The following is a 23,765-nucleotide window of genomic DNA, read 5'->3' as shown; positions in this document are numbered from 1 at the left end:
CTTTAGCGTTCAAATTGACCAAACTCTTGTTGTAGTTGTCGGTTGATTGCCAGACGTTCCGGCAGCGCATCGCCCAGCGCCTCCACAACGCCCGACAGCAGCAGGTTGAAGAGACAGCTCACCGGCGCCAGCGAATCCCAGAAATGGCCGGTATCGGTCTTCACCTGGAGTAAATCAATCGGATAATCCCGCGCCCACGGGCACCAGATATCGGTGATCAGCGCCATCGCCAGGCCTTTTTCGCTCGCCACGCGGCAGTACTGGCGGGCAATGGCGGAGTAGGCGCGGGTATCCGTCAGCACGATATACGGGTTCGCAAAGCCGGAGTTAAGAGACTCCACCCAGCTACCGGAGAGCCCTTCGGAATAGCTCACACGCGGGCGCAGATACTCCAGATGGCTGAAGAACGCATTGGCGATCCCGCGCGTGGACTGGATCCCCAGCACGAAGACGGCGTCGGCATGGGTAAGTTGCTGGACCACCTGCCTGAACGTTTCGCTTTGCGCCAGCTGGTAGACATGGGCAATGGCGTCCACCTCCAGCGACAGGGAGTGCTGAAGGCGACCCGACAGCGGCTGTTGCTGCTTCCAGGAGTCGAGACGCTCGTTAATGCCCCAGGGCTGGTGGGGATCGCGCAGGCTTTTTTTGGCGTCGTCCAGGTTGCGATAGCCCAGCTTGCGCAGAAAGCGTCCGACGGTGATCCCGCTGGTTGCCGTGGCCAGTGCCACGCTCTCTGCCGTTTCAAAGGGGATCTGCCCGACGTGCGCCAGCATCCAGCTTGCCACCCGCTTTTCGCTCGGGGTGAGCTGGCTAAAGGTCGCTTCGATACGGCTCAACACCTCAGGTTTGGTCGTCATACCGCCTCGCTGTTAACTGGCTGTCAAAGGCCGGGATTCTGTTACCGGATTAACAATGCAGGACGCGTGCCATGTTCACATTGCGGCGAAAACGCGCTGTGCAGCAAAGTTAATGCAATATTTGTTTAACAGATGCTCAACATTTGTGCAGCGTAGTTCACTTTTGGTGCAGTGTCCGGCCTGAGCGGTATCTATTTGGTGAATACGTCAGCCTCTTCACATTTTTTGGTAAGATGAACGCTCTGGGAATAAGAGAGGGAGCCTAACATGGCGAATTTGCCCTGGCGGGTCAGCGTGCGCCTGATGGCTCTCGCAAAAAAAATAGCGATGGTCATCGGGATCATTGTGCTCGTGCTGCTGGCGGTGCGGGTTTATCTTTCGCAGCAGGGGCCGGCTCTGCATCACTGGCACACCTGGCGGGCTGATGAAATGTCCGTGCAGGAGATGGATAACGCGACCTTCGCAGCGTATGTCGCGCGGGAAAACGCCATCTTCACCGCTCTCGACGCTGAGGTGACGGCGAAAGTCACCCCCGCAGAGCGCACGCCGCTGAACCGTTATTACCGTCAAAGCCTGGTATGGCCAGGACACTTTTCCCCGGATGCAAACCGGTCGTTCGTGCTGATGCCTGCCGGAAAGCCACGCGGGGCGGTGGTATTGCTGCACGGTCTGACGGACTCGCCCTACAGCGTCAGGCATCTGGCAGAGAATTATCAAAAGCACGGCTTTGTGGCCGTAGTGCCTCGTTTGCCCGGACACGGCACGGCGCCGGGCGCGCTGACAGACGTTGACTGGGAGGCGTGGCTGGCGGCAACGCGCCTTGCGGTTCGTGAAGCAACACGCCTGACGGGGAACGATCTCCCCCTGCATCTGGTGGGCTACTCCAACGGTGGGGCGCTGGCGATGAAATACGCCCTCGACGCCCTTGATGCGCCTGAACTGCGTAAACCTCAGCAGATCGTGTTGCTCTCCCCGATGATTGGCGTCACGGCGTTTGCGCGCTTTGCCGGATTCGCCGGGCTACCGGCCATGTTACCGGCGTTTGCCAAAGCCGCGTGGCTCAACATTTCGCCGGAATATAATCCTTATAAATATAATTCGTTCCCGGTGAATGCAGCACGTCAGTCCTGGCTGCTTACCCAGGCGCTGCATGAGCAGATAAACCGCGATGTTCATGATCACAAACTGGCGCAGTTTCCGCCGGTACTGGCGTTTCAGTCGGTCATGGATTCAACGGTCAGTACCCGCGCCGTGGTTAGCGGGCTGTTTGACCAGCTTCCGGCAAACGGCAGCGAACTGGTAGTTTTTGATATCAACCAGGCCGGGAGTTTCCGTCCACTGTTCAGGCCATCGTCCTGGACGGCGGTGGCTGACATGCTGCCCAAGGCAAAAAGACGTTACAGCGTCACAATTGTGACCAATGCCAGCCCCGACAGGTTTGATATGGTAACAAAGACGACGCCAGCGGGTAGCACCCGGGAAACGGTGATGCCGCTGTCGGTCGCGTATCCGCAGGAGGTTTATTCCCTGTCGCATGTTGCTATTCCGTTCCCGCCTGATGACGATCTGTATGGCCGCCATCCTGAGGTGAAAAACCACTACGGTATCAGCCTGGGGACGATAGCCCTGTGGGGAGAAACATCGGTTCTGAGCGTTGGCAAAGATGCGCTGATGCGCGTGACGTCGAATCCGTTCTACGATTATATGCAGACGCGGATCGACAGCCGTATCGGGGAGAATTAAGCCCAACGTGGAATAGATTAGGTCACACCGGGGAACTGTGTTAAACAGTACCGTTCAGGCGTATACCCCATACCGGACCCCGTTTCTGTGCTGACAACTCTTATTTATCGAAGCCAGCTGAGCTTAACCTGCACCTCCGCAGCGTTAAGCGCGCTGGTTGAACAGGCCAGGATCCGTAATACGGAGCAGGGCATCTCAGGCATTCTTCTCTCCCGTGGACGTGACGTTCTGCAAATTCTCGAAGGCACGGAACAGAGCGTCGTCGCGCTTTTTAACACCATCCGTGCGGATGACCGGCATACCGGCGTGGTGGAGCTGATGCGCGATTACGGCCCGCGCAGACGTTTCGAAGACGTGGGAATGCTGCTGTTTGACCTGGATGTTCAGACCCCGAAAGCGGTTCTGGCGTCGGTTCTGCATTACAGCAAGCTGGAAAGCTATCTGACTTCTGAGGATCGGGTCTTCAAATTTATTCAGACCTTTATCACCGGCAAAACCGCTATCCCACCCGCTTCGGACTATGAGCCTGATAAATGGACGCTTTCGCGAGAGCGCGCGCCGTTTGGTAAAGGGTTAGGTCTGCTGGCGGGACAGCCCTGCCAGTTTGCGCTGCAACCCATTGTCGAGCCGTCCGAAGGCAAAATCAGTTCTCTCGAAGCGCTTATACGCGGAAACGACGGCGGCAGCCCGGAGCATTTCTTCCGTAGTCTCGATCGTGAACAGATTTACGAAGTCGACCTGCAAACCAAAGCCTGGACCTTTGCGCTGGCGCAAAAGCTCGGCATCGGCAGCCACAAACTGGCGGTGAACCTGCTGCCAATGTCGCTGGTTAACGTGCCGGGCGCGGTAGAGTTCCTGGTAACGCAGATCAAAAAGCACAATCTACAGCCAGAGCAGGTGATCATTGAAGTCACTGAGAGCGAGATGATCTCTGGCTTCAACCAGTTTAACAGCGCCATTAAACAGCTGCGCGCGGAAGGGGTTGGGCTGGCGATAGATGATTTTGGTTCCGGCTATGCTGGTCTTTCACTGCTCACCCGGTTTCAGCCGGATAAGCTCAAAATCGACAGAGAGATCGTCAGCGATATCCACCTGAGCGGGCCCAAGCAGGCGATTGTGAAGTCGATAATCAGCTGCTGCACCGATCTGGAGATTACGCTGGTCGCAGAAGGCATTGAGAAGATAGAAGAGTGGTGCTGGCTTGAATCCGCCGGTATTCGCCGCTTCCAGGGCTTTTTGTTCGCCCGCCCGCAGCTCAATGGCGTAGGTGATATCCACTGGCCCCATCGGGTGGGTTAAGCAAATTTTCCCTCGCCATATTTCCCCGACACCCTGCCTGTGCTTAAATAGCTAAACCGGTTTAACATGATTTAGCTAAGAAGGTGATATGGAGACGATCTGGGTACTTGGCGATGCCGTGGTGGATCTGTTGCCCGACGGAGAGGGCAAACTGCTGCAATGTCCTGGCGGCGCACCGGCCAATGTCGCGGTAGGGGTTGCGCGTCTGGGCGGCAGAAGCGCCTTTATAGGCCGGGTGGGCGACGACCCCTTCGGGCGTTTTATGCAAAAAACGCTTGCGGATGAGCAGGTTAATACAGAATGGCTGCGCCTGGACCCGCAGCATCGCACCTCCACGGTGGTGGTGGATCTCGATAACGACGGTGAACGTTCCTTTACCTTTATGGTTCGACCGAGCGCTGATTTATTCCTCGACTCTGCCGATCTCCCGCCATTCCGCGCCGGGGAGTGGCTGCACGTCTGCTCTATCGCGCTCAGCGCCGAACCCAGCCGTTCCGCGACGTTTCAGGCGATGTCCGCTATCAGACTGGCGGGGGGATTCGTCAGCTTTGACCCCAATATCCGCGCCGATCTCTGGCACGATGAAGTCGTGCTGCGTCAGTGTCTTGAGCGGGCATTAGCCTGTGCAGATGTGGTGAAAATCTCGGTGGAAGAACTGGCGTTCTTAACCGGAAATGCGCAGGTCCATGAGGGGCTGGCGGCGCTGATGCGCACCTGTCCGGCCAGGCTGGTGCTGGTGACGCAGGGAAAAGAGGGCGTCACCGCCTGGCAGAAAGGTGCGTTGACGCACTATCCTGCATCACCCGTGGAATGCATTGATACCACCGGCGCGGGGGATGCTTTCGTCGCCGGGCTGCTGTTCGGTCTGGCTCGTGATGGCCAGGCCCGTCTCTCAGAGGTCATCACGCTGGCGCAGCGCTGTGGGGCGCTGGCGACAACCGCAAAAGGGGCAATGACCGCGCTGCCTTATCATCACGAACTGTAATTCACCTCTCCAGGCCTCCGGTCGGCGGCCTGAATTGTCGCCTCGATCACACTTACTAAAACGGTTTAGCAAAAAACGTTGCCGATTCAAAATTCAACGGTTTAGTATCATCATCCTAAACCGGTTTAGCAATTTAGCACTTTCACCGATAGTTATTAGGGATGCGACAAAATGTATAAAAAACGCAGACTTGCCGTGATGATAGGCATGCTGGCCGGGAGTACCTCTGTTTTTGCCCAGACGGATATGACACGTATCGAAGCGCGCCTGGCAGCGCTGGAGCAGCGTTTGCAGGAGGCGGAAACCCGCGCGCAGGTTGCTGAAAAGCGCGCAACGGCAGCGGAACAGAAAACACAGCAGTTGGTGGCTGCGCAGCAGGAAGCGCAGACCTCCACACAGGCGGTGGCGCAACGTACTACGGTGCTGGAAGAAAAAGCCGACCGGACAGGCGGTTTTGAATTTCACGGTTACGCCCGTTCCGGCCTGCTGATGAACGACGCGGCCTCCAGCAGCAAAAGCGGCCCTTATCTGACGCCCGCCGGGGAAACGGGCGGGGCCATCGGGCGTCTGGGGAACGAAGCTGATACCTACGTTGAGCTGAATGTTGAGCACAAACAGACCCTGGAGAATGGTGCGACGACGCGCTTTAAGGCGATGCTGGCCGACGGTCAGAAAACCTATAACGACTGGTCGGCAGACAGCAGCGACCTGAACATTCGTCAGGCCTTTGCCGAGCTGGGCAATTTGCCGGACTTTACCGGTGCGCTGAAGGGCAGTACCTTCTGGGCGGGTAAGCGTTTTGATCGCGACAACTTCGACATTCACTGGCTGGATTCCGACGTGGTGTTTCTCGCCGGGACCGGCGGCGGCGTCTACGACGTGAAGTGGAACGATACGCTGCGCAGTAACTTCTCCCTTTATGGCCGTAACTTCGGCAGCGAAGAGGAGATCGACAACAACGTTCAGAACTACATCCTCAGCATGAATCACTTCGCCGGGCCGGTGCAGATGATGGTCAGCGGCTTACGGGCAAAAGATAATGACGACCGTAAGGACAGCAACGGCGATCCGATTAAAACCGACGCGGCCAATAACGGGGTACATGCGCTGGTTGGTCTGCATAACGAGAGCTTCTACGGCCTGCGGGAAGGTTCCGCCAAAACGGCGCTGCTTTACGGCCACGGTCTGGGCGCCGAGGTGAAAAGCATTGGTTCAGACGGCGCGCTGCTGTCAGAAGCCGATACCTGGCGTTTTGCAAGTTACGGCGTCACGCCGCTGGGCGGTGGCTGGCACATTGCGCCCGCCGTGCTGGCGCAAAGCAGTAAGGACCGCTACGTGAAGGGCGACAGCTATGAGTGGGTCACGCTCAATACGCGTCTGATCAAAGAGGTGACCCAGAATTTCGCCCTCGCGTTCGAAGGCAGCTATCAGTACATGGATTTAAGCCCGGAAGGCTACAAGGATCGCAATGCGGTTAACGGTAGCTTCTATAAGCTGACCTTCGCCCCGACGTTAAAGGCGGGCAAAATTGGCGATTTCTTCAGCCGTCCGGAGCTGCGCCTGTTCGCCACCTGGATGGACTGGAGCAGCAAGCTGGATAACTACGCCAGCGATGACGCCTTTGGCAGCAGCGGCTTCAACGCGGGCGGGGAATGGAACTTTGGGGTGCAGATGGAAACCTGGTTTTAACCCTTCACGCTCCCGCATCGCGGGGGCGTTTCGAACACCATAAAAAGAGGTCAGGAAGAGGTATCTATGGATTTTAATCATATTGCGCGCGAGCTTATTCCGCTGCTCGGTGGCAAAGAGAACATTGCCAGCGCGGCACATTGCGCCACGCGCCTTCGTCTGGTGCTGGTCGATGATGCGCTTGCCGACCAGCAGGCTATCGGCAAGGTTGAAGGCGTGAAAGGCTGTTTTCGAAACGCCGGGCAGATGCAGGTGATCTTCGGCACCGGGGTGGTGAATAAGGTTTACGCCGCGTTTATTCAGGCGGCAGGGATTAGCGAGTCCAGTAAATCGGAAGCGGCGGATATTGCGGCCCGCAAGCTGAACCCGTTCCAGCGTATCGCGCGTCTGCTCTCCAACATCTTCGTGCCGATTATCCCGGCGATCGTGGCCTCGGGTCTGCTGATGGGCCTGCTGGGGATGGTTAAAACCTACGGCTGGGTTAATCCGGATAACGCGCTCTATATCATGCTGGATATGTGCAGCTCAGCGGCGTTTATTATTCTGCCGATCCTGATTGGCTTCACCGCCGCGCGGGAGTTTGGCGGCAACCCGTATCTGGGGGCAACGCTCGGCGGCATCCTGACTCATCCGGCGCTGACCAACGCCTGGGGCGTAGCATCCGGCTTCCACACCATGAACTTCTTCGGTCTTGAAATCGCCATGATTGGCTATCAGGGAACCGTCTTCCCGGTGCTGCTGGCGGTGTGGTTTATGAGCATTGTGGAAAAACAGCTGCGCCGGGCGATCCCGGATGCGTTAGATCTGATCCTGACGCCGTTCCTGACCGTCATTATCTCCGGCTTCATTGCGCTGTTGATTATTGGCCCGGCGGGACGCGCGCTGGGCGACGGAATCTCCTTCATTCTTAGCACTCTGATTGCCCACGCGGGCTGGCTGGCCGGGCTGCTGTTTGGTGGGCTCTATTCGGTGATTGTCATTACCGGCATTCACCACAGTTTCCACGCCATTGAGGCCGGGCTGCTGGGTAATCCGTCGATTGGCGTTAACTTCCTGCTGCCGATCTGGGCGATGGCGAACGTGGCGCAGGGCGGGGCGTGTCTGGCGGTGTGGTTCAAAACCCGCGATGCCAAAATCAAAGCCATTACCTTACCGTCGGCGTTTTCCGCGATGCTGGGCATCACCGAAGCGGCAATTTTTGGCATCAACCTGCGTTTTGTGAAGCCGTTTATCGCGGCGCTGATCGGTGGTGCGGCGGGCGGTGCCTGGGTGGTGTCGGTGCATGTCTACATGACCGCCGTTGGCCTGACGGCGCTTCCCGGCATGGCGATTGTCCAGGCCAGCTCGCTGCTCAACTATATAATCGGCATGGTGATTGCCTTTGGCGTGGCGTTCACCGTCTCTCTGCTGCTGAAATATAAAACGGACTCTGAATAATGACCTTATCTTCCCGCTGGCCTGCCGTGTTGCAGGCCGTTATGCAAGGCCAGCCGCGTGCGCTGGCGGACAGCCACTATCCGCAGTGGCATCCCGCACCGGTGACAGGGCTGATGAACGATCCGAACGGGTTTATCTGGTTTGCCGGGCGCTACCATCTGTTTTATCAGTGGAACCCGCTGGGCTGCGATCATCGCTACAAGTGTTGGGGGCACTGGAGCTCAGCAGATCTGGTGCACTGGCAGCACGAGCCAATGGCGCTGATGCCTGACGAAGAGTATGACCGCAATGGCTGTTACTCCGGCAGCGCCGTGGATAACAACGGCGTGCTGACCCTGTGCTATACCGGCAACGTTAAGTTTGACGATGGCGGCCGCACCGCCTGGCAGTGTCTGGCGGTGCAAAATGACGATGGCACGTTTGCCAAACTGGGACCGGTGTTGCCCCTGCCGGACGGGTACACCGGGCACGTCCGCGATCCGAAAATATGGTGGCATGACGGGCTGTGGTACATGGTGCTCGGCGCGCAGGATCGACAGCAGCGCGGCAAGGTGCTGCTGTTTACGTCAGCCGATTTACACACCTGGGCGTCCTGCGGCGAAATCGCCGGTCACGGCGTCAACGGACTCACGGACGCGGGCTATATGTGGGAGTGCCCGGATCTGTTTGAGCTTGATGGCACACACGTCTTGATCTGCTGCCCGCAGGGGCTGGCGCGCGAACCGCATCGCTATCTCAACACCTATCCGGCCGTCTGGATGAGTGGGGCATTTGATTATCAAACGCCTGCATTTGCGCACGGCGAGCTGCATGAGCTTGACGCCGGTTTCGAATTTTACGCGCCGCAAACCACGGTGGCAGAAGATGGCCGCCGCATCCTCATCGGCTGGTTGGGCGTGCCGGACGGCGAAGAGATGCTCCAGCCTACGCGGGCTCACGGCTGGATCCACCAGATGACCTGTCCTCGCGAGCTGCGCTACCGCGACGGTAAGCTCTGGCAAACCCCGGTCCGTGAGCTGGAAACGCTGCGCGAGGATGAACATCTCTGGCAGGGACGCGCCAGCGATGCCCCGGTGCTGGCGGGAGCGCGTCTTGAGTTCGAACTGAGCGCATCGAGCGTGAACGTGGATTTTGCCGGCGCGTTGCGGCTGATTGTGGATGATGAGGGGATCCGTCTGGAACGCGCCAGTCTGAAAACCACAGACACGCTGACCCGCTACTGGCAGGGCAATGTTCATCATTTACGCGTGCTGTGCGACTGTTCCAGCGTCGAAATTTTCATCAATCACGGTGAAGGCGTCATGAGCAGCCGCTATTTTCCTGACCATCCGGCCCAGGTACGCTTCGAAGGTGCGTCCGATATCACATTACGCTACTGGTCGCTGCGCAGCTGCATGATAGAATAGAGGTTTTGGCAGCCGGATCTAAGTCGTTGTGAGAAAAACAAAACGCGTCACCATTAAAGATATCGCGGAGCTCGCGGGGGTATCAAAAGCCACCGCCAGCCTGGTTCTGAACGGCCGCAGCAAAGAGCTTCGGGTGGCGGAGGAGACACGCGAGCGTGTGCTGGCGATTGCCAAAGAACATCATTATCAGCCCAGCATTCACGCCCGTTCGCTGCGGGACAACCGCAGCCACACCATTGGTCTGGTGGTGCCGGAAATCACCAACTACGGGTTTGCCGTTTTTTCTCATGAGCTGGAGACCCTCTGCCGCGAGGCGGGTGTTCAGCTGCTGATCTCCTGTAGCGATGAAAATCCGGGCCAGGAGACGGTGGTGGTCAATAACATGGTGGCCCGCCAGGTGGACGGGCTGATTGTCGCCTCCAGCATGCTCAACGACGCGGACTATCAAAAGCTGAGCGAACAGCTGCCCGTTGTGCTTTTTGACCGTCATATGAACGACAGTTCTTTGCCGCTGGTTCTCACCGATTCAATTACCCCAACCGCCACGCTGGTGGCCGACATCGCGCGCCAGCATCCGGATGAGTTCTACTTCCTCGGCGGTCAGCCGCGGCTTTCCCCGACGCGTGACCGTCTTGAAGGGTTTAAGCAGGGGCTGCGTGACGCTGGCGTCGAGTTACGTCCGGAGTGGATCATTCATGGTAATTACCATCCGAGCTCCGGCTACGAAATGTTTGCCGAGCTTTGCGCACGCCTGGGCCGCCCGCCAAAAGCCCTTTTTACCGCCGCCTGCGGTCTGCTGGAAGGGGTGTTGCGCTATATGGGGCAACATAATCTGCTGCAAAGCGATATGCGTCTGGCCAGCTTTGACGATCACTATCTCTATGATTCTCTGACCATTCCTGTCGATACCGTTCGTCAGGATAACCGCCAGCTCGCCTGGCACTGCTTTGATCTGATTGGCAAACTGATTGAAGGGGAAACGCCGGAGCCGATCCAGCGTAAGCTGGATGCCACCCTGCAACGGCGATACAAGTCCGTGGAGTGACAGGGTAACGTCTTAGGGTGACATCAATAACTTTAATTAATTAAAGATTGGATTCAGCCGATAACCAAAGGGAAATTATATCCCTGAGGTGTGTTATGTCGTTGAAAAAATCATCCCTGATTATCCTGTTTTCCCTGCTTTTCTTCTTTGTGGCCAGCACTATCACCAGCGTTGGGCTCATCATTAAAAGTAATACTTCGCTGGATAATGTGAACAAAGAAATTCAGGTGGTTCTGTCCATTATTGATCCCATTAACCACAGCCGAACCCTGCGCGTCAGGGTTATGGAGTATGTGAAAATGGTGGAAGCGGGGGACGCCACCGATCTGTCTGCGAAACTGGCCTCGGTTAAAGAGGCGCTGACCAAAGCCGATAGTGCATTTTCGGCGTTTATGGCCTCGCCGCGTTTGCCGGACGAAGCCCCGCTGGTCACTGCCTACCAGGAGGCGTGGCAAAACTACCGTAACCAGGGACTGGCGCCTCTCATCGCCGCTGCCGCCGCTCACGATGTGTCGCGGTTCAACGCTCTTATTCCCGTGGTGTCTCAACTCGATCGCCAATATGAAATTGTGCTCGATCAGGTTCTCTCCGTTCACCAGAAGTACGCCAAAACGCTGAACGAGGATGCGAGCCATAATTTCGTGTCGGGTCTGGTTATTATCGCCTGCATTGCGGTGCTGTTCGTGGTGGTGATCTTCGCCGTCAGCCTGCTGATGAAACGCGTGGTCTTTGCGCCGGTGAACCTGGCGCGCGAGCACTGTCGCCAGATTGCGGCCGGGAAGCTGGACGTACCGGTACCGATCAAGCGTGATTCCGGGAATGAAATCGATCACCTGATGTCCTCGATGGAGCAGATGCGCCAGGCGCTGCTCTCCACCATTTCTCAGGTGCGCGACGCCAGCCACACCGTGACGCATGCGGCGCAGGAAATTGCCTCCGGCAATATCGACCTGGCCTCCCGTACCGAGCAACAGGCTTCGGCCCTGACCCAGACGGCCGCCAGCATGGAAGAGCTGAGCGCGACGGTGGCGAATAACACCGACAACGTTTTCCAGGCCGGTAAGCTGGTGCAGGATGCCGTGAAAAATGCCCATACCGGTGAAGCGGTAACCCGTGAAGTCATCGAAACGATGAATACTATCGCGTCCAATTCGAAGCGTATTGAAGACATCACCAGCGTCATCAACAGCATTGCTTTCCAGACTAATATTCTGGCGCTAAACGCGGCCGTTGAAGCGGCGCGTGCTGGCGCGCAGGGGCGAGGATTTGCCGTGGTAGCAAGTGAAGTGCGCACCCTGGCACAAAAAAGCGCGGTGGCGGCGAAAGATATTGAAAGCCTTATCGCCCAGTCTGTTTCCAGCGTGAAAAACGGTGCACAACTGGTGAATCGTTCGGGAGAGGTGATTGATTCTATTATCAGCTCTGTGAATAAAGTGCATACGCTGATGGAACAGATTTCGGTTGCCTCAGAAGAGCAGAGCCGCGGGATTGGTCAGGTTGGGCAGGCCGTAACGGAGATGGACGGTGTGACCCAGCAGAACGCAGCGCTGGTGCAGCAATCCGCCGCCGCCGCGGCCTCGCTGGAGGAGCAGGCGCAGCAGCTTTCCCAGAGTATCTCGAGCTTTAGTTTGCCTGCTACGGCGTGATGTTCAGAGAGGCTCCTGGGGGAGCCTTTTTGATGTCTGCATGTAGCCGCTGCACAATCTCCTTCAGCCATTACTGTTATCCGTACAAAGCCGCTATCACATAAATTTTATCTTTCCCCGGCAATATTTCTGTTCCTCATCCGTCTACCTCATCAGAGACCATAATCATTCAACATAAACGAGGTACACATGAGAAATTTTGATATGCACGGAAAAGGTCACGGGCGTGGTTTGGGCCGCCATCGTATGGGTAAGGGCATCGTGATTGGCGCAGTCCTGTTCGTGGTGCTTGGCCTGCTGGTCATGTCCCTGTGGAACGCGTTGCTCCCGGCCATCCTGGGGATTAAAGCCATTGGCTTCTGGCAGGCGCTGGGGATCCTGCTGCTGAGCCGCATTCTTTTCGGTGGGCTGGGTTTCCGTCCTGGTATGTTCGGTGCGCACCGCCGTATGCACGAACAATGGATGAATATGAGCCCCGAACAACGTGAGGCCTTCATTCAGCAGCGTCGGGCGGGATTTGGGCGCCACGGTCATTGCCGGTGGCACGATGGCCGGGATGAAAAGCGAGATGATAACGCTGCGAAAGCGCCGGAAGCCGAGTGAGCAATATGAAAGCCGGTGAGGTGGGGGAATCATTACTGATCTCGGCACTCAATGCCTGCCGCGCGCGGCTAAAAGCCTTCATTCGCGGACGGACTGCGGTTCGTGATGATGTCGATGATATTCTTCAGGAAGTGACCTGGCAGTTGATGAAAGTGGAACAACCGGTCGAGAACGTCGCCGCCTGGCTGTTTCGCGCCGCACGAAATGAGATGATCGACCGGGCGCGAAAAAAGCACGAGGTTTCACTGCCGGGGTACCTGACAGCAGATGACGAAGACTTTCCTGAGCAGGAGATTGCAGAAACGTTATTCGGCGTACCGCAAACGCCGGAGGAGGAGTATCTCAACATGCTGCTATGGGAGGAGTTGGGGCAAGCCCTGTCGGAACTGCCGCCACCTCAGCGCGAGGTGTTTGAAAAAACGGAATTTGAGGGCTACAGCATGAAGATGCTGGCAGAGGAAACAGGCGACAGTGTGCAGGCGTTATTATCCCGCAAACACAAAGCCGTGTGATTTTTGCGTAGTCGCCTCAAGGATATTTATGAAGCGTTGACAGGACAATAAACTTCGACCACTCTGAAAAACAATATCTTAGAGAGATCGTTATGCTTCAACGGTTAGCAAAGAAAAAGGTGCTGTTACTCTCTGCTCTGATGGTTTCAGGGCTGGTCAGGGCAGAGGAGTCGCTTCCGGATGTGGTGAAGCACTTCAGTGAACAGCAGGACATCAAAATCATCAAGAAAATTGACGCTCCCGGCGGCGCGCCAGCGTGGCTGGGGAAATATCAGGACATGGGCGTGACGCTCTTTCTGACCCCTGACGGAAAGCACGTCGTGTCTGGTTATCTTTATGATGAGAAAGGAACCAACCTCAGCGAGGCCTTTTTCCAGAAAGAGATCTACGCCCCGATGGGCCGCGAGATGTGGAAAAAGCTCAATGCGGCGCATCCCCTGAAAGAGGGCGCGGAGAGTGCCCCGCGCAAAGTCTTCGTCTTTGCCGACCCGTTCTGCCCGTACTGCAAGCAGTTCTGGGCTGAAGCGCAGCCGTGGGTGAAGGCTGGCAAGGTTCAGCTCAATACGCTGCTGGTTGCATTTCTTAACCCGAACAGCGGGCGTAACGCCTCCGCGATCCTGAATGCGAAAGATCCGGTGTCGGCCTGGAAAACGTACGAGCTGTCCGGCGGGAAAAAGCTGCCGAAACCTGAAGCTGCGGCTTCCCGGGAAACCGTTGAGATCCTGCAAAATCACCAGACGCTAATGGACAGTCTCGGCGCGAATGCCACACCGGCTATTTATTACCTGAATGAGCAAAACGAACTGCAACAGGTCGTGGGTATGCCAGACGCAAAACAGCTTGAGGCGATGTTCGGACCGAAGCCGTAAAAAAAAGGCAGAAACAGGACGTTTCTGCCTTTCTTCAGTCAACTACCCCAGCGTCCCCGGAGGTAATTTACCGCCTCCTGCGTCTGCGGCTGGTTAAGATAGTCTTCACGGAACAGGATGGTGCCCTTAACGTCTGGCAGTGAATCGTTGAGGTCGAGCTGTTTTTTCAGCTCCGGTACGCCGCCGTTCACCGTCCAGTCCGGTTCGTTTCTGGAAGGCGCGCCCACTTTGTAGAACGCGATCCCGATATACAGACGGGTATGGGTCGGTTTCACCACGTCAGCCCACCATTTTGTCAGCACATCGTAACGTGCCGCGTCGCGGGCGAAGGGCCAGTAGATCTGCGGCGCAATGTAATCCAGTAAACCCTGCTGTACCCATTTGCGCGTGTCAGCGTAGGATTCATCATAGGCTGCGGCACCGCGCGTGTCCGAGCCTGCCGGGTCGAAGGAGCGATTGCGCCAGACCCCCGCCGGGCTAACGCCAAATTCGACCTCAGGTTTAGCCTGCTTGATCGCCCTTGAGACCTGCACAATCAACTGCTGCGTATTGTGTCGACGCCAGTCCGCTTTTGACGCAAATCCTTCGCCATAGCGCCTGAAGGTCCAGGCATCATTCAGGGTGGCCCCCGGCGTCTCGGTGTAAAAATAGTCATCGAACTGAACGCCGTCGACAGGGTAGTGATTTACCACTTCCATCACCACCTGGGTTATCCAGTCCCGCACGTCGGGAATGCCCGGGTCGAGAACAAAACGATCCCCCGAGGTGCGGATCCACTCCGGATGCTGGACGTACACGCTGGAAGGATGAAGCGACGAGGTGCGGTTAAGCGCGGCGATGGTCGACGGCTTCGTGTTGGTGGAAACGCGGTACGGGTTAAACCAGGCATGAACCTTCATCCCGCGCTTGTGCGCTTCATCCAGCATAAACTGAAGCGGATCGTAACCGGGATCTTCCCCGATAGTCCCCGTCAGGGTATCTGACCACGGCAGTATTTTAGAGGCCCACAGCGCCGTACTGTCCGGTTTTACCTGAAAGAAGACGGTGTTGATCCCAAGTTTTTTCAGCTTATCGAGCTTGTCCGTCAGCGCCCGCTGTTGCTGGGCGATACGCTGGTCCGCGCTACGGCCATTCACCGATGACACGGGAGGCCAGTCGAGACGGGAGACGGTCGCCAGCCAGATCCCGCGCATGGGTTCGTTAGTCTGCTGTAGAGGTTTCGCCTGCGGCAGCGGGGTAACGAGTGATTTGGGTAGTTTGGAAGTGCAACTTACCAGTAAAAGCGCGCAGCCAAGCAGCGCGCCAGTCCGTTTTACGTGTCGCATCATTTGCGTGTTAGCTCCTGGGTGTCCGGCTATCCGTCCAGGGATTAAACGCCGGTTCGTCCTGTTCCCCGTTACCGTCATCGTGAAGAGAGTCGAGGTAGAGGGCTTCAACTTCCGCCCGCGCCCATGGGGTGCGGCGCAGGAACTTCAGACTCGATTTAACACTCGGGTCCTTGCGAAAACAGTTGATTTTGATTCGGTTGCCCAGTTCATTCCAGCCATATCGCGCAACCAGCGCGTTAACCTGCATTTCGAGCGTTACGCCATGCAAAGGATCGTTGGAAACATGTGCTGTCATAGGCGTCCGGTAGTCTCATTTTTTATGGGGATGTGATAAACGCTCAAAGGTTACAAGAAAGCAGGGGACGCGGCAATTTCAGCGTGAGGTTCTTCACCCGTGAAGGAGAGGGTTACCCAGTAATTTGAAAGAAAAAGCTATAACGTTGCCTCAGAAAAACTGAGGGCTTTCAGCGATGCCCTAAGTGAACGGAATGACCACCAGCGCCGTATGTTCCCCCTCACCCCAGCCCTCTCCCTCAAGGGAGAGGGGGCCGTCTGTGCAGGCATTATTTTGTGGGAAACCCTCAGCCCGTGAAGGGTGAAGAAGATTATCCGGTTAACGCTATTTTTTAAACAGTTCAGGCGCCCATGGCGTCGGGTCTACCTCCATAAAGGGCGCACGCTCAAAGCGGGACTTAAGCGCCCAGGGCACCGTACAGTCGAAAATCGTTTTGCAGGTGATCCCGTTGCCACGAATGGAGGGGCTGTAGTCCGGGGCCTGAGACGGATCGAGCTGGTGTCCGCGGATCCCCGGCAGATGGGTGATGCTGACATCGCCCTGCATACGGGTGGTCATCGCCCACAGGATGTCGTCGCTGTCGAAAATATCCACATCTTCGTCGACGAGAATAATGTTTTTAAGCTCGGAATAGGTGGCTAACGCGATGAGTGCCGCCTGACCCTGACGCCCTTCGTCAGAGGGCTGGCGTTTTTTCACCTGCAATACGCCAAGAAACTTGCCGCCGCCAGCGGTATGCGCATAGACGTTTTGCAGAAAACCGGGGATGGCTTCTTCCACCGCATTACGGATGCTGGCCTCCGTTGGCAAACCGGCCAGCGTGGTGTGCTCCTCGCCCGGTCCTACCAGGGTTTGCAGGATCGCCTGATGACGCATCGTGACGGCCTTCACTTTGATTACCGGTAAGGAGGGGTTAGCTTCCCCGCAGTAGCCGGGAAATTCCGGCATCGCGTGCCCGGTGTGGGTATGCTGATCTTCTTCTACACGCACGCCCGGCAGCAGTTCGCCTTCGATGATAATTTCCGCACGCGCTATCGCTTTTTCATTTACGGCCACACCCTGCACCAGCTCTACGGGGGTCTGACGTAACGCGCCGGCGACCCCCAACTCGTTGTAGCCGAAGGGCGTGGTAGGGGCTTCGAAACAGGCGCCAATATAGATAGCGGGATCGAGACCCATATTGATCGTGACCGGCAACGGTTTGCCCGCCTCCTCGGCTTTCTTACGGAACACTTCAATATGGCGGCCTGCGGCAAGGAACATGGAGAGCTCATCGCGCTCCTGCACGCAGAGACGGTGAATAGTGACATCGGTCAGTGAGGCATCTTCCGGATCGCTTGCCAGCACCAGCCCCAGACAGAAGAACGGACCGGCATCTATCGGCGTGTTGGTCGGTGCCGGAAGCAATTTACGCAGATCGAAGTCCGGATCGTCGGCATAAAACACCTGTTCCTGACACGGCGCCTGTGCCGCCGGAACCACAACGGGAGCAATCGGGTTTTTCACGGCCTGGCCGACATGTTTTGCCAGTTCAGAGGGCTCGCAGCCCAACAGGAGCGCCGCCCGCTCGCGGCTGGCGTGCATTCCGACCAGAATACGCGAATCGGGATATCCCTTAATAGCGTTAAACATCATCGCCGGGCCAATGCGCGTCGGACGTTTTACCGTGCCGCCAGCACCAATATGCCGGTACACACCCGCCAGCTCCGCGTCAGGATCGACTGGATGGCTGGTTTCAAGGTATTGACCTTCATGGCGTTTGAGCAGTTCGATAGCACTTCTGAGATCGTTGATGTGGTTTTTCATATTTCCCTCCTCGGATGAAGGCTTCCATTCTTAACCGGACGAAGAGGGCTATCAATTGCATCATTTATGCTATTTTAATATGAATTTTATTATCAATAATAAAGGCATGGTATGCAGTTTCGACTGATGCGCAATTTCATCGTGGTGGCGGAAGAGCTTCACATGCATCGGGCGGCGGAGCGCCTTAACATGGCGCAGCCAGCGCTGAGCCAGCAGATAAAAACGCTTGAAGATCGTCTTGGGGTCTTGCTCTTTAGCCGGGCGAATCGTCGCCTGACGCTGACGCCAGCCGGTGAGGCATTTCTCAGTAAAGCCAGAGTCGCGATTTTAATGACCGATCAGGCGATTCTGGATGCCAGACAGACGGCCAGAGGGGAACAGGGCGTGCTGAATCTCGGATGTGTTTCAAGTGCGATATTCGACAGTAAGCTACCCGCCGCGCTGCGGCTTTTACATGAGAAATGGCCCGCCATCAGCCTTTCCATGATGACGGGTAACGTGCAAACCCTTTATACCGGCGTGCAAAGCAACCAGCTGGATGTGGCCATTATTCGTGCCCCGTTACCGCTATTGCCTGACGATCTGCAAAGCCGTCCATTTACAACGGAAAAGGCCGTGCTGGCCTTACCTCGTCAACACAGCCTGGCGGGCTCCGCCGCGCTGACGCTTGCGTCGGTGAAAGAGGAGAAGTGGATCGCCCTGCGCGACCCGGAGGGGATGGGGCTGGAGCAATATTTCTATGATGCCTGCCACAGCGCGGGCATACAGCCTGACGTTGTGCAAAATGCCACCGATGTCCCCACGGTGATAAGTCTCGTCTCGGCAGGGTTTGGCATCGCCATGCTGCCGGCTTCAGCGAAGGCGATATGCGTACAAAACGTCGTCTTTGTGGATATTCTTGACCGACTCCGGGAGAGCGAGCTGACGCTGGTTTGCCACCGGATTATTCGCTCTGAGGTCCTGAAAAAATTGATGAGCATCCTCGATCATACCTGACGTCCGGCGGCCTGAAGAAGCTGTTCTCGCAGCCAGCGGTTAGCCGGATCCTGGCTGTTTTTCGGGTGCCAGTACATACCGATGACGATCGGAGGGAGATCCAGCGGCGGCGGAAAAATATCAAGCGTTTGCGTGAACCGTAGCAACATACGTCTGGGTAGGGTGCAGAGCAAATCGGTACCGGCAACAATCGCAGGCGCCATCGCATAGCTTTGCGTCGACATCACCACGTTACGCTGGTGGCCAAGCCCCGCCAGATGCTGATCGACAAAGCCCGCGAACGGGTCGCCCTCGGATGAAACCACCAGGTGGGAAAGGCTGCAATAGCTTTCCAGATCCATCGGCCCCGTACCGCGCGGATGGCCTTTACGCTGGGCGGTGGCATATTCATCGTCAAACAGCTTGCGTCTGACCCATGCATCGTGCGCCCCCGCGTTAACGCCGACATAAATATCCACATCGCCATTTTCCATCTGCGTTGGCAGCAGCGGGGTTTCCGGGAGCGCAAAACGCAGGCGGATGCCTGGTGCTGCGCTGCTAATCTGATTCTGCAACTCTGCCCCCAGCATCAGCGCCGGGTTCTCGTGCAGGGCAATCACAAAGGTGCGGGTGCTGTTATGCGCGTTGAACGTGGTGGGTTCAAGCATCGCCGATATACCCTGCAAAACCGTCGCGACCTGCGGCCTTAGCGCCTCGGCGCGCGGCGTAGGTAACACCCCACGTCCGTGTGGGGAAGGGATAAACAGCGGCTCATTGAACAGGACGCGCAGGCGCGCAAGGCGGGCAGACATCGCCGGCTGGCTGATGCCCAGCCGCGCGGCGGCATGGGTGATATTCTGATCCCTGAGTAACGCATCCAGCGTCAGGATCAGGTCCATATCCATATCGGAGGAGGGCATCTTATTGTGCGTCATAGCTTGCTGCCGTTGTTCAACAGGGAAGGTTAGCCATTGCCAGAAAAGCAGTCACTGCATTACCTGGCTCCTGCATGCGGCTGATCATGACCAGATTTGCGGTCAACGCCTGAGCATTCAGGTTGCGGTAAATCAGTCCGGGTATTTGCACCTGTTGCAGGGGGGCGGGAACCAGCGCCAGACCGAGCCCGGCTGCGGCAAATGCCAGAACGCTTAGCGTACTGTTTGAACGATGTGCCACGCAAAAACCATCCCCGAGCTGCTGCGCCAGCAGCAAAGTCAGATTTTCATTGGCGTCATGCGCGTCGTACAGGACCAGGGGATGACCGGCGAGCATTTCAACGGAGAGGTGCGGATGGATGGCTAAGGGATGATCGTCACACATTGCGATTATCATCTCCCAGTTTCCGGTTTTCTGCACCCTGATCTGCGGATCGGCTGTCGTACTGTTATCCGGTGTATAACCGACATCAATATGCCCTGCGAGGATCGCAGCTACCTGTTTCTGGGGAGCGATTTCCTGAATGGTGACTTCTGCATCCGGATGGGTTTTACGGAAGCGACGTACATCGGTAATCATTTTGCCACTAAAAATGGCGTTACCGGCAAAACCGACCCGTACACGCCCTGTCTCTCCCCGTATCGCACGCTGGACTGCCAGACGCGTGTGTTCCATCTGTTCCAACATCAGTCTGGCTTCGCTGAGAAGAAGCGATCCGGCCTCAGTAAGTTCCACACGACGGCTGGTGCGGATAAACAGCGGACCGCCTAACTCGGTTTCAAGGGCTTTAATCTGCATGCTGAGCGCAGGCTGAACAATATTGAGTCGCTCAGCCGCGCGTCCAAAATGCTCTTCTTCTGCAACAGCCAAAAAATAGCGTAAGTGCCGGAGTTCCATTGCCACCCTGATTCATCATTAAAAATGATTGTTTAGTAAAATATATATATTTGAGTATAAACCGCTTCACGGCCAAACTGAACGCATCAACTCAAACAGGAACCAAACAATGCAAACTCACCAACTGCAAGACCGTCAGGATCTTAACGACCTCATGAATGGCTGGATGCACCGCGACCTGGGCGAATGGGAGCAGCTGCGTAATCTTTTTCATCCGGACGGCACAATCGAAATTACGTGGTTCGAAGGGCTCGCGAGCGATTTTGTCGAGGGTTCCATGCGTATGGGCGCTTCAGATTTGCGCACAAAACATATGATTGGCTCGCCCGTCGTCACTTTTAACGACCGCGGCGACAAAGCGATTCTTGAAACCAATGCGATGATCATCGCTGAAAATATAAAACTTAATATTGGATGCGAATGCCACAATCGTTTCTACGATCTGGCAGAAAAGAGAGAGGGCGTATGGAAGCTGTTCCATCGTCAGAGCATCTACGACATGGGTATTTTCACCTTTCCGCTGGGCCCGGTTGAGATTGATTCAAAAATTGCTGCCAACTATCCGCGGGAATATGCCGCGCTAGCTTATCTGCTGGAACAAAGCGGTTTTCCCCTCGGCCGCGTATTTGCCACGCGTGACAGTGAACTAGAAGCGAATATGAAAGCGAACGCAAAAAAATGGCTGGCTGTCTGACAGGTTGAGCGCAGGGCCGAACAGATTTCGCCGGCTGGTTAATACCCGGCCGCGGGGCCCTGGGCGTGAGATAGCGGTCCCAGGCTGAAATATTTAGCCTGGGACGCAGAGACTCTCTTATTGGGCGTCCCGGTTGGTATAGGTCACCGGAACCCACGCGTAGCCTTCCCGCTCACCTTTCTTCACATACCCGATCCCGGGGAAAGGCAGATGTGGCGCCGCAATCAGATCTTTGTTTTTCACAAACTCAGCGAACGCTGCGTTGCGTACCCGGGCGGCTCCGTCCTGATCCTCATCGTAAGCAATCGTCACGTTGGGCTGTGGGAACTGAACCGCGGCAACGTGAATGATGTCGCCGACAAAGGTAATTTTTTCACCTTTGCTCTCCAGCGTGTAGAACGCGGACCCTGGGGTGTGGCCCGGGTGAACCGTACCGCTGATGCCCGGCAGAAGCTGTTCCGTCCCGGAGAAAGTCTTCACTTTTCCGGCATCCAGATAGGGCTTTAAGGTCTTGTGCGCGACGTCGAAGTAGTTCTGGTCATAGCCAGATTTTTTCTGGTTCTCGTCGTTAAAGAAGAAATCGATATCCGGTTTGCCGACATACACCTGTGCGCGGGTAAATACGCGCTGACCGTCTTTGACCAGGCCGCCTGCATGATCGGAGTGCGCGTGGGTGATCAGGATATCGGTGATGTCCTGCGGCCTGATACCCTGCGTCGCCAGGCTTTCAATCAGCCGCCCGCCTTTGCCGGGGCCAAAGAGCTGACCGGAGCCGGTGTCCACCAGAATTTTGTGGCCGGGCATAGCGATATAGAACGCGTTAATCGATGCTTCCACCGGATTGGCCTGGAAGTTTTTGGCCAGTAACGCATCGGTATTTTCCGCCGTCGTCCGGCGCAGTAAGGCGTGCAGGTCCTGCGGCACGCTGCCGTCCGTAAAGGCGGTGACAATCGTATCGCCAACCTGAACGCTGTAGCCGCCGGCCTGCTGTTTCACCACATGCTGCGGAACGCTGGCCACCGCGTGGATCGCGGGAAAGAATAAAACCGAACCGGTCAACAGGGTTGATAACGCAAGTTTTTTCACAGTAAACATGATGGGCTCCTCAATAGTAAGTTCATCATAGTTCAACTGAGATTTTTGAGAACAGCAGGGAAGTGAATGTGACCTATCCATGAAATGGATAGGTCTGAGAGGATGCTTTACAGCACGCCGGTACCGCCGTCAGAGCACCATACTTGTCCGGAGGCGTATGAGCAGGTATCTGAGGCAAAAAGCACATACAGCGGTGCGATTTCAACCGGCTGGCCCGGTCGGCCCAGGGGCGTATCTTCCCCGAACTTCTGAACTTTGGACTGCGGCTGACCGCCGCTGGACTGAAGAGGCGTCCAGTATGGACCTGGCGCGACGGCATTCACCCGAATGCCACGCGGCCCCAGCTGCTGAGCCAGAGACTTGGTAAAGGCCACGTTACAGGCTTTGGTCTGCGCATAGTCCACCAGGATCGCGCTCGGTTTAAACGCCTGAACGGAAGTGGTGTTGATGATCACGGCGCCTTCCTGCAAATGGCGCAGCGCAGCTTTAGTGATCCAGAAGGGGGCATAGACGTTGGTTTTAAACGTCGCGTCGAAATCTGCCGTGGTGAGATCGTCGATCGATTCGCAGTACTGCTGGCGTCCAGCGTTGTTCACCAGGATATCCAGGCCACCCAGTTCCGCGACGGCTTTTTCCACCAGCGTATCGCAGAACGACTCCACGCGAATGTCGCCGGGAATGGCGACCGCTTTACGGCCTTCGGCCCGAATCAGCGCAATGACCGATGCCGCATCGGACTCCTCTTCCGGGAGATAGCCAATAGCCACATCTGCACCTTCACGGGCATAGGCGATCGCTACCGCGCGACCAATTCCGGAATCACCGCCGGTAATCAGCGCTTTTTTTCCTGCCAGTTTTCCTGACCCGATATAACTTGTTTCACCATGATCCGGTATTGGCTTCATTTCCGATGCCAGCCCGGGGGCCCTTTGCGATTGTTCAGCAAACGGTGGACGAGGGTAATGCAGCGTGTGATTATTTCCTGTAGACATACCGGCCTCCTTAATAGTGAATTCCAAGATTAGTCGTTAATTAAACGTAAGCGGGAAAAATTGACAAATTCAGACAAATCTATCTTCCGGTAGCGGATATAAAATATTTTCTCAAGCCAGCATGTAATACCAGAAAAGGGCGACCTCATCTTTTTCCGGCAGGGCGTTGTAAAGATAGCGATCGTAACCGCCCAGAATAAATCCATAGTGACGATAGAACTGACAGGCAGAAACATTAACGTTCTGCGTCTCCAGCCGTAAGCCGGGCGCATTGAGGCTTCGCGCCCAGACGTGGGTGGCGGACATCAGCTTGTGCGCCGCGCCCGTACGGCGTTTTGAACGCTCCACGGCAATGTAATCCACCGAAATAAATTTATTCCAGTTGCAGGACGCGGTAATAAAACCGGCGATTTCACCGTCATCCGTTTCGGCGATAAGAAATATTGAATCCGGATTAACGCAATGATTTTCCAGCGTCTGGATATCAAGTTCATAGGTTTTAAGATAAGGTTCGGTCAGCGCCTCGATATGCAAATCACCATTGAGAAATGGCTCTCTGGCAATCTCATCAACCTTGAAAGAAAAATCACAACATTCAAGGCGGGCGAGGTCTGTACTTAATCCTTTTCGAATATGCATAGTATTCCTTAAGTGGG

Annotated in this window: 22 protein-coding genes; 13 read left to right on the top strand and 9 right to left on the bottom strand. The window is 56.2% G+C overall.

Annotated features, from left to right (window positions below; genetic code table 11):
- Positions 1-2: 2 nt before the first annotated feature.
- Positions 3-857 (bottom strand): MurR/RpiR family transcriptional regulator, encoded by an 855-nt coding sequence (locus tag KTH07_RS09020; protein WP_023303764.1) that lies wholly within the window; start codon positions 855-857, stop codon positions 3-5.
- Between the two features lie 267 nt (positions 858-1,124).
- Here KTH07_RS09020 and KTH07_RS09015 point away from each other — a divergent pair, with 267 nt between their 5' ends.
- The 11 genes from KTH07_RS09015 (at position 1,125) to dsbG (ending at position 14,091) form a co-directional block, all read left to right on the top strand.
- Positions 1,125-2,600 carry a carboxylesterase gene (locus KTH07_RS09015; RefSeq protein WP_023303763.1) on the top strand — a complete coding sequence of 492 codons (1,476 nt, stop codon included), beginning with the start codon at positions 1,125-1,127 and terminating at the stop codon, positions 2,598-2,600.
- 87 nt (positions 2,601-2,687) lie between these two features.
- Complete coding sequence (locus tag KTH07_RS09010; RefSeq protein ID WP_023303762.1) at positions 2,688-3,899, top strand: diguanylate phosphodiesterase; 1,212 nt, start codon at positions 2,688-2,690, stop codon at positions 3,897-3,899.
- A gap of 88 nt (positions 3,900-3,987) precedes the next feature.
- Positions 3,988-4,884 carry an aminoimidazole riboside kinase gene (locus tag KTH07_RS09005; RefSeq protein ID WP_023303761.1) on the top strand — a complete coding sequence of 299 codons (897 nt, stop codon included), beginning with the start codon at positions 3,988-3,990 and terminating at the stop codon, positions 4,882-4,884.
- A 171-nt stretch (positions 4,885-5,055) separates the two neighbouring features.
- On the top strand, positions 5,056-6,573 hold the full coding sequence (locus KTH07_RS09000; RefSeq protein WP_023303760.1) for a carbohydrate porin: 1,518 nt from the start codon (positions 5,056-5,058) through the stop codon (positions 6,571-6,573).
- A 66-nt stretch (positions 6,574-6,639) separates the two neighbouring features.
- Entirely contained in the window at positions 6,640-8,010 is a 1,371-nt protein-coding gene (locus KTH07_RS08995) for a sucrose-specific PTS transporter subunit IIBC (RefSeq protein WP_003857085.1), read from the top strand.
- Positions 8,010-9,416, top strand: a complete 1,407-nt coding sequence (locus KTH07_RS08990; protein WP_032619640.1) for a sucrose-6-phosphate hydrolase — start codon at positions 8,010-8,012, stop codon at positions 9,414-9,416. Before KTH07_RS08995 ends, KTH07_RS08990 begins: the two co-directional genes overlap by 1 nt.
- Positions 9,417-9,444: 28 nt before the next feature.
- Positions 9,445-10,461 carry a LacI family DNA-binding transcriptional regulator gene (locus tag KTH07_RS08985; RefSeq protein ID WP_023303758.1) on the top strand — a complete coding sequence of 339 codons (1,017 nt, stop codon included), beginning with the start codon at positions 9,445-9,447 and terminating at the stop codon, positions 10,459-10,461.
- 95 nt (positions 10,462-10,556) lie between these two features.
- A complete protein-coding gene (locus KTH07_RS08980; protein ID WP_023303757.1) occupies positions 10,557-12,107 on the top strand; it encodes a methyl-accepting chemotaxis protein in 1,551 nt (516 codons plus the stop codon).
- Between the two features lie 189 nt (positions 12,108-12,296).
- Positions 12,297-12,710, top strand: coding sequence for a hypothetical protein (locus KTH07_RS08975; protein ID WP_023303756.1), 414 nt, complete (start codon positions 12,297-12,299; stop codon positions 12,708-12,710).
- A gap of 5 nt (positions 12,711-12,715) precedes the next feature.
- On the top strand, positions 12,716-13,222 hold the full coding sequence (locus KTH07_RS08970) for an RNA polymerase sigma factor (protein ID WP_023303755.1): 507 nt from the start codon (positions 12,716-12,718) through the stop codon (positions 13,220-13,222).
- Positions 13,223-13,314: 92 nt separating this feature from the next.
- The gene (gene dsbG, locus KTH07_RS08965) at positions 13,315-14,091 is read left to right on the top strand and encodes a thiol:disulfide interchange protein DsbG (RefSeq protein WP_015570501.1); all 777 of its coding nucleotides are present in this window, start codon (positions 13,315-13,317) and stop codon (positions 14,089-14,091) included.
- A gap of 38 nt (positions 14,092-14,129) precedes the next feature.
- Here dsbG and KTH07_RS08960 read toward each other — a convergent pair whose 3' ends face one another.
- From KTH07_RS08960 to KTH07_RS08950, 3 genes are all read right to left on the bottom strand, one after another.
- On the bottom strand, positions 14,130-15,419 hold the full coding sequence (locus KTH07_RS08960) for a glycoside hydrolase family 10 protein (RefSeq protein WP_063161901.1): 1,290 nt from the start codon (positions 15,417-15,419) through the stop codon (positions 14,130-14,132).
- 7 nt (positions 15,420-15,426) lie between these two features.
- Positions 15,427-15,714 carry a VF530 family DNA-binding protein gene (locus tag KTH07_RS08955; RefSeq protein WP_003857097.1) on the bottom strand — a complete coding sequence of 96 codons (288 nt, stop codon included), beginning with the start codon at positions 15,712-15,714 and terminating at the stop codon, positions 15,427-15,429.
- A gap of 324 nt (positions 15,715-16,038) precedes the next feature.
- Complete coding sequence (locus tag KTH07_RS08950; protein WP_017382330.1) at positions 16,039-17,520, bottom strand: UbiD family decarboxylase; 1,482 nt, start codon at positions 17,518-17,520, stop codon at positions 16,039-16,041.
- Between the two features lie 111 nt (positions 17,521-17,631).
- Between KTH07_RS08950 and KTH07_RS08945 the strand changes: the two genes are divergently transcribed.
- On the top strand, positions 17,632-18,516 hold the full coding sequence (locus KTH07_RS08945; protein ID WP_017382331.1) for a LysR substrate-binding domain-containing protein: 885 nt from the start codon (positions 17,632-17,634) through the stop codon (positions 18,514-18,516).
- On the opposite strand, the gene KTH07_RS08940 is transcribed toward KTH07_RS08945, so the two are convergent.
- Both KTH07_RS08940 and KTH07_RS08935 read right to left on the bottom strand, forming a co-directional pair.
- Positions 18,507-19,430 (bottom strand): LysR family transcriptional regulator, encoded by a 924-nt coding sequence (locus KTH07_RS08940; protein ID WP_032619645.1) that lies wholly within the window; start codon positions 19,428-19,430, stop codon positions 18,507-18,509. The genes KTH07_RS08945 and KTH07_RS08940 overlap by 10 nt on opposite strands.
- 16 nt (positions 19,431-19,446) lie before the next feature.
- Positions 19,447-20,328 (bottom strand): LysR substrate-binding domain-containing protein, encoded by an 882-nt coding sequence (locus KTH07_RS08935; protein ID WP_023303752.1) that lies wholly within the window; start codon positions 20,326-20,328, stop codon positions 19,447-19,449.
- A 109-nt stretch (positions 20,329-20,437) separates the two neighbouring features.
- Between KTH07_RS08935 and KTH07_RS08930 the strand changes: the two genes are divergently transcribed.
- Complete coding sequence (locus KTH07_RS08930; RefSeq protein WP_015570507.1) at positions 20,438-21,022, top strand: nuclear transport factor 2 family protein; 585 nt, start codon at positions 20,438-20,440, stop codon at positions 21,020-21,022.
- 117 nt (positions 21,023-21,139) lie between these two features.
- Here the strand turns inward: KTH07_RS08930 and KTH07_RS08925 are convergent, their stop codons facing one another.
- The 3 genes from KTH07_RS08925 to KTH07_RS08915 all read right to left on the bottom strand — a co-directional run bounded on the left by KTH07_RS08925 (position 21,140) and on the right by KTH07_RS08915 (position 23,748).
- On the bottom strand, positions 21,140-22,117 hold the full coding sequence (locus KTH07_RS08925) for an MBL fold metallo-hydrolase (protein ID WP_017382334.1): 978 nt from the start codon (positions 22,115-22,117) through the stop codon (positions 21,140-21,142).
- Between the two features lie 107 nt (positions 22,118-22,224).
- Positions 22,225-23,109 carry an SDR family oxidoreductase gene (locus KTH07_RS08920; protein WP_032619648.1) on the bottom strand — a complete coding sequence of 295 codons (885 nt, stop codon included), beginning with the start codon at positions 23,107-23,109 and terminating at the stop codon, positions 22,225-22,227.
- A gap of 111 nt (positions 23,110-23,220) precedes the next feature.
- A complete protein-coding gene (locus tag KTH07_RS08915; protein WP_023303750.1) occupies positions 23,221-23,748 on the bottom strand; it encodes a GNAT family N-acetyltransferase in 528 nt (175 codons plus the stop codon).
- Between the last annotated feature and the right edge of the window lie 17 nt (positions 23,749-23,765).

The organism is Enterobacter cloacae complex sp. ECL72, from assembly GCF_019056635.1.
Lineage (GTDB): Bacteria > Pseudomonadota > Gammaproteobacteria > Enterobacterales > Enterobacteriaceae > Enterobacter > Enterobacter hormaechei_C.
The sequence above is the reverse complement of the archived record's forward strand: the minus strand, read 5'-3'. Positions and strand labels throughout refer to the sequence as shown.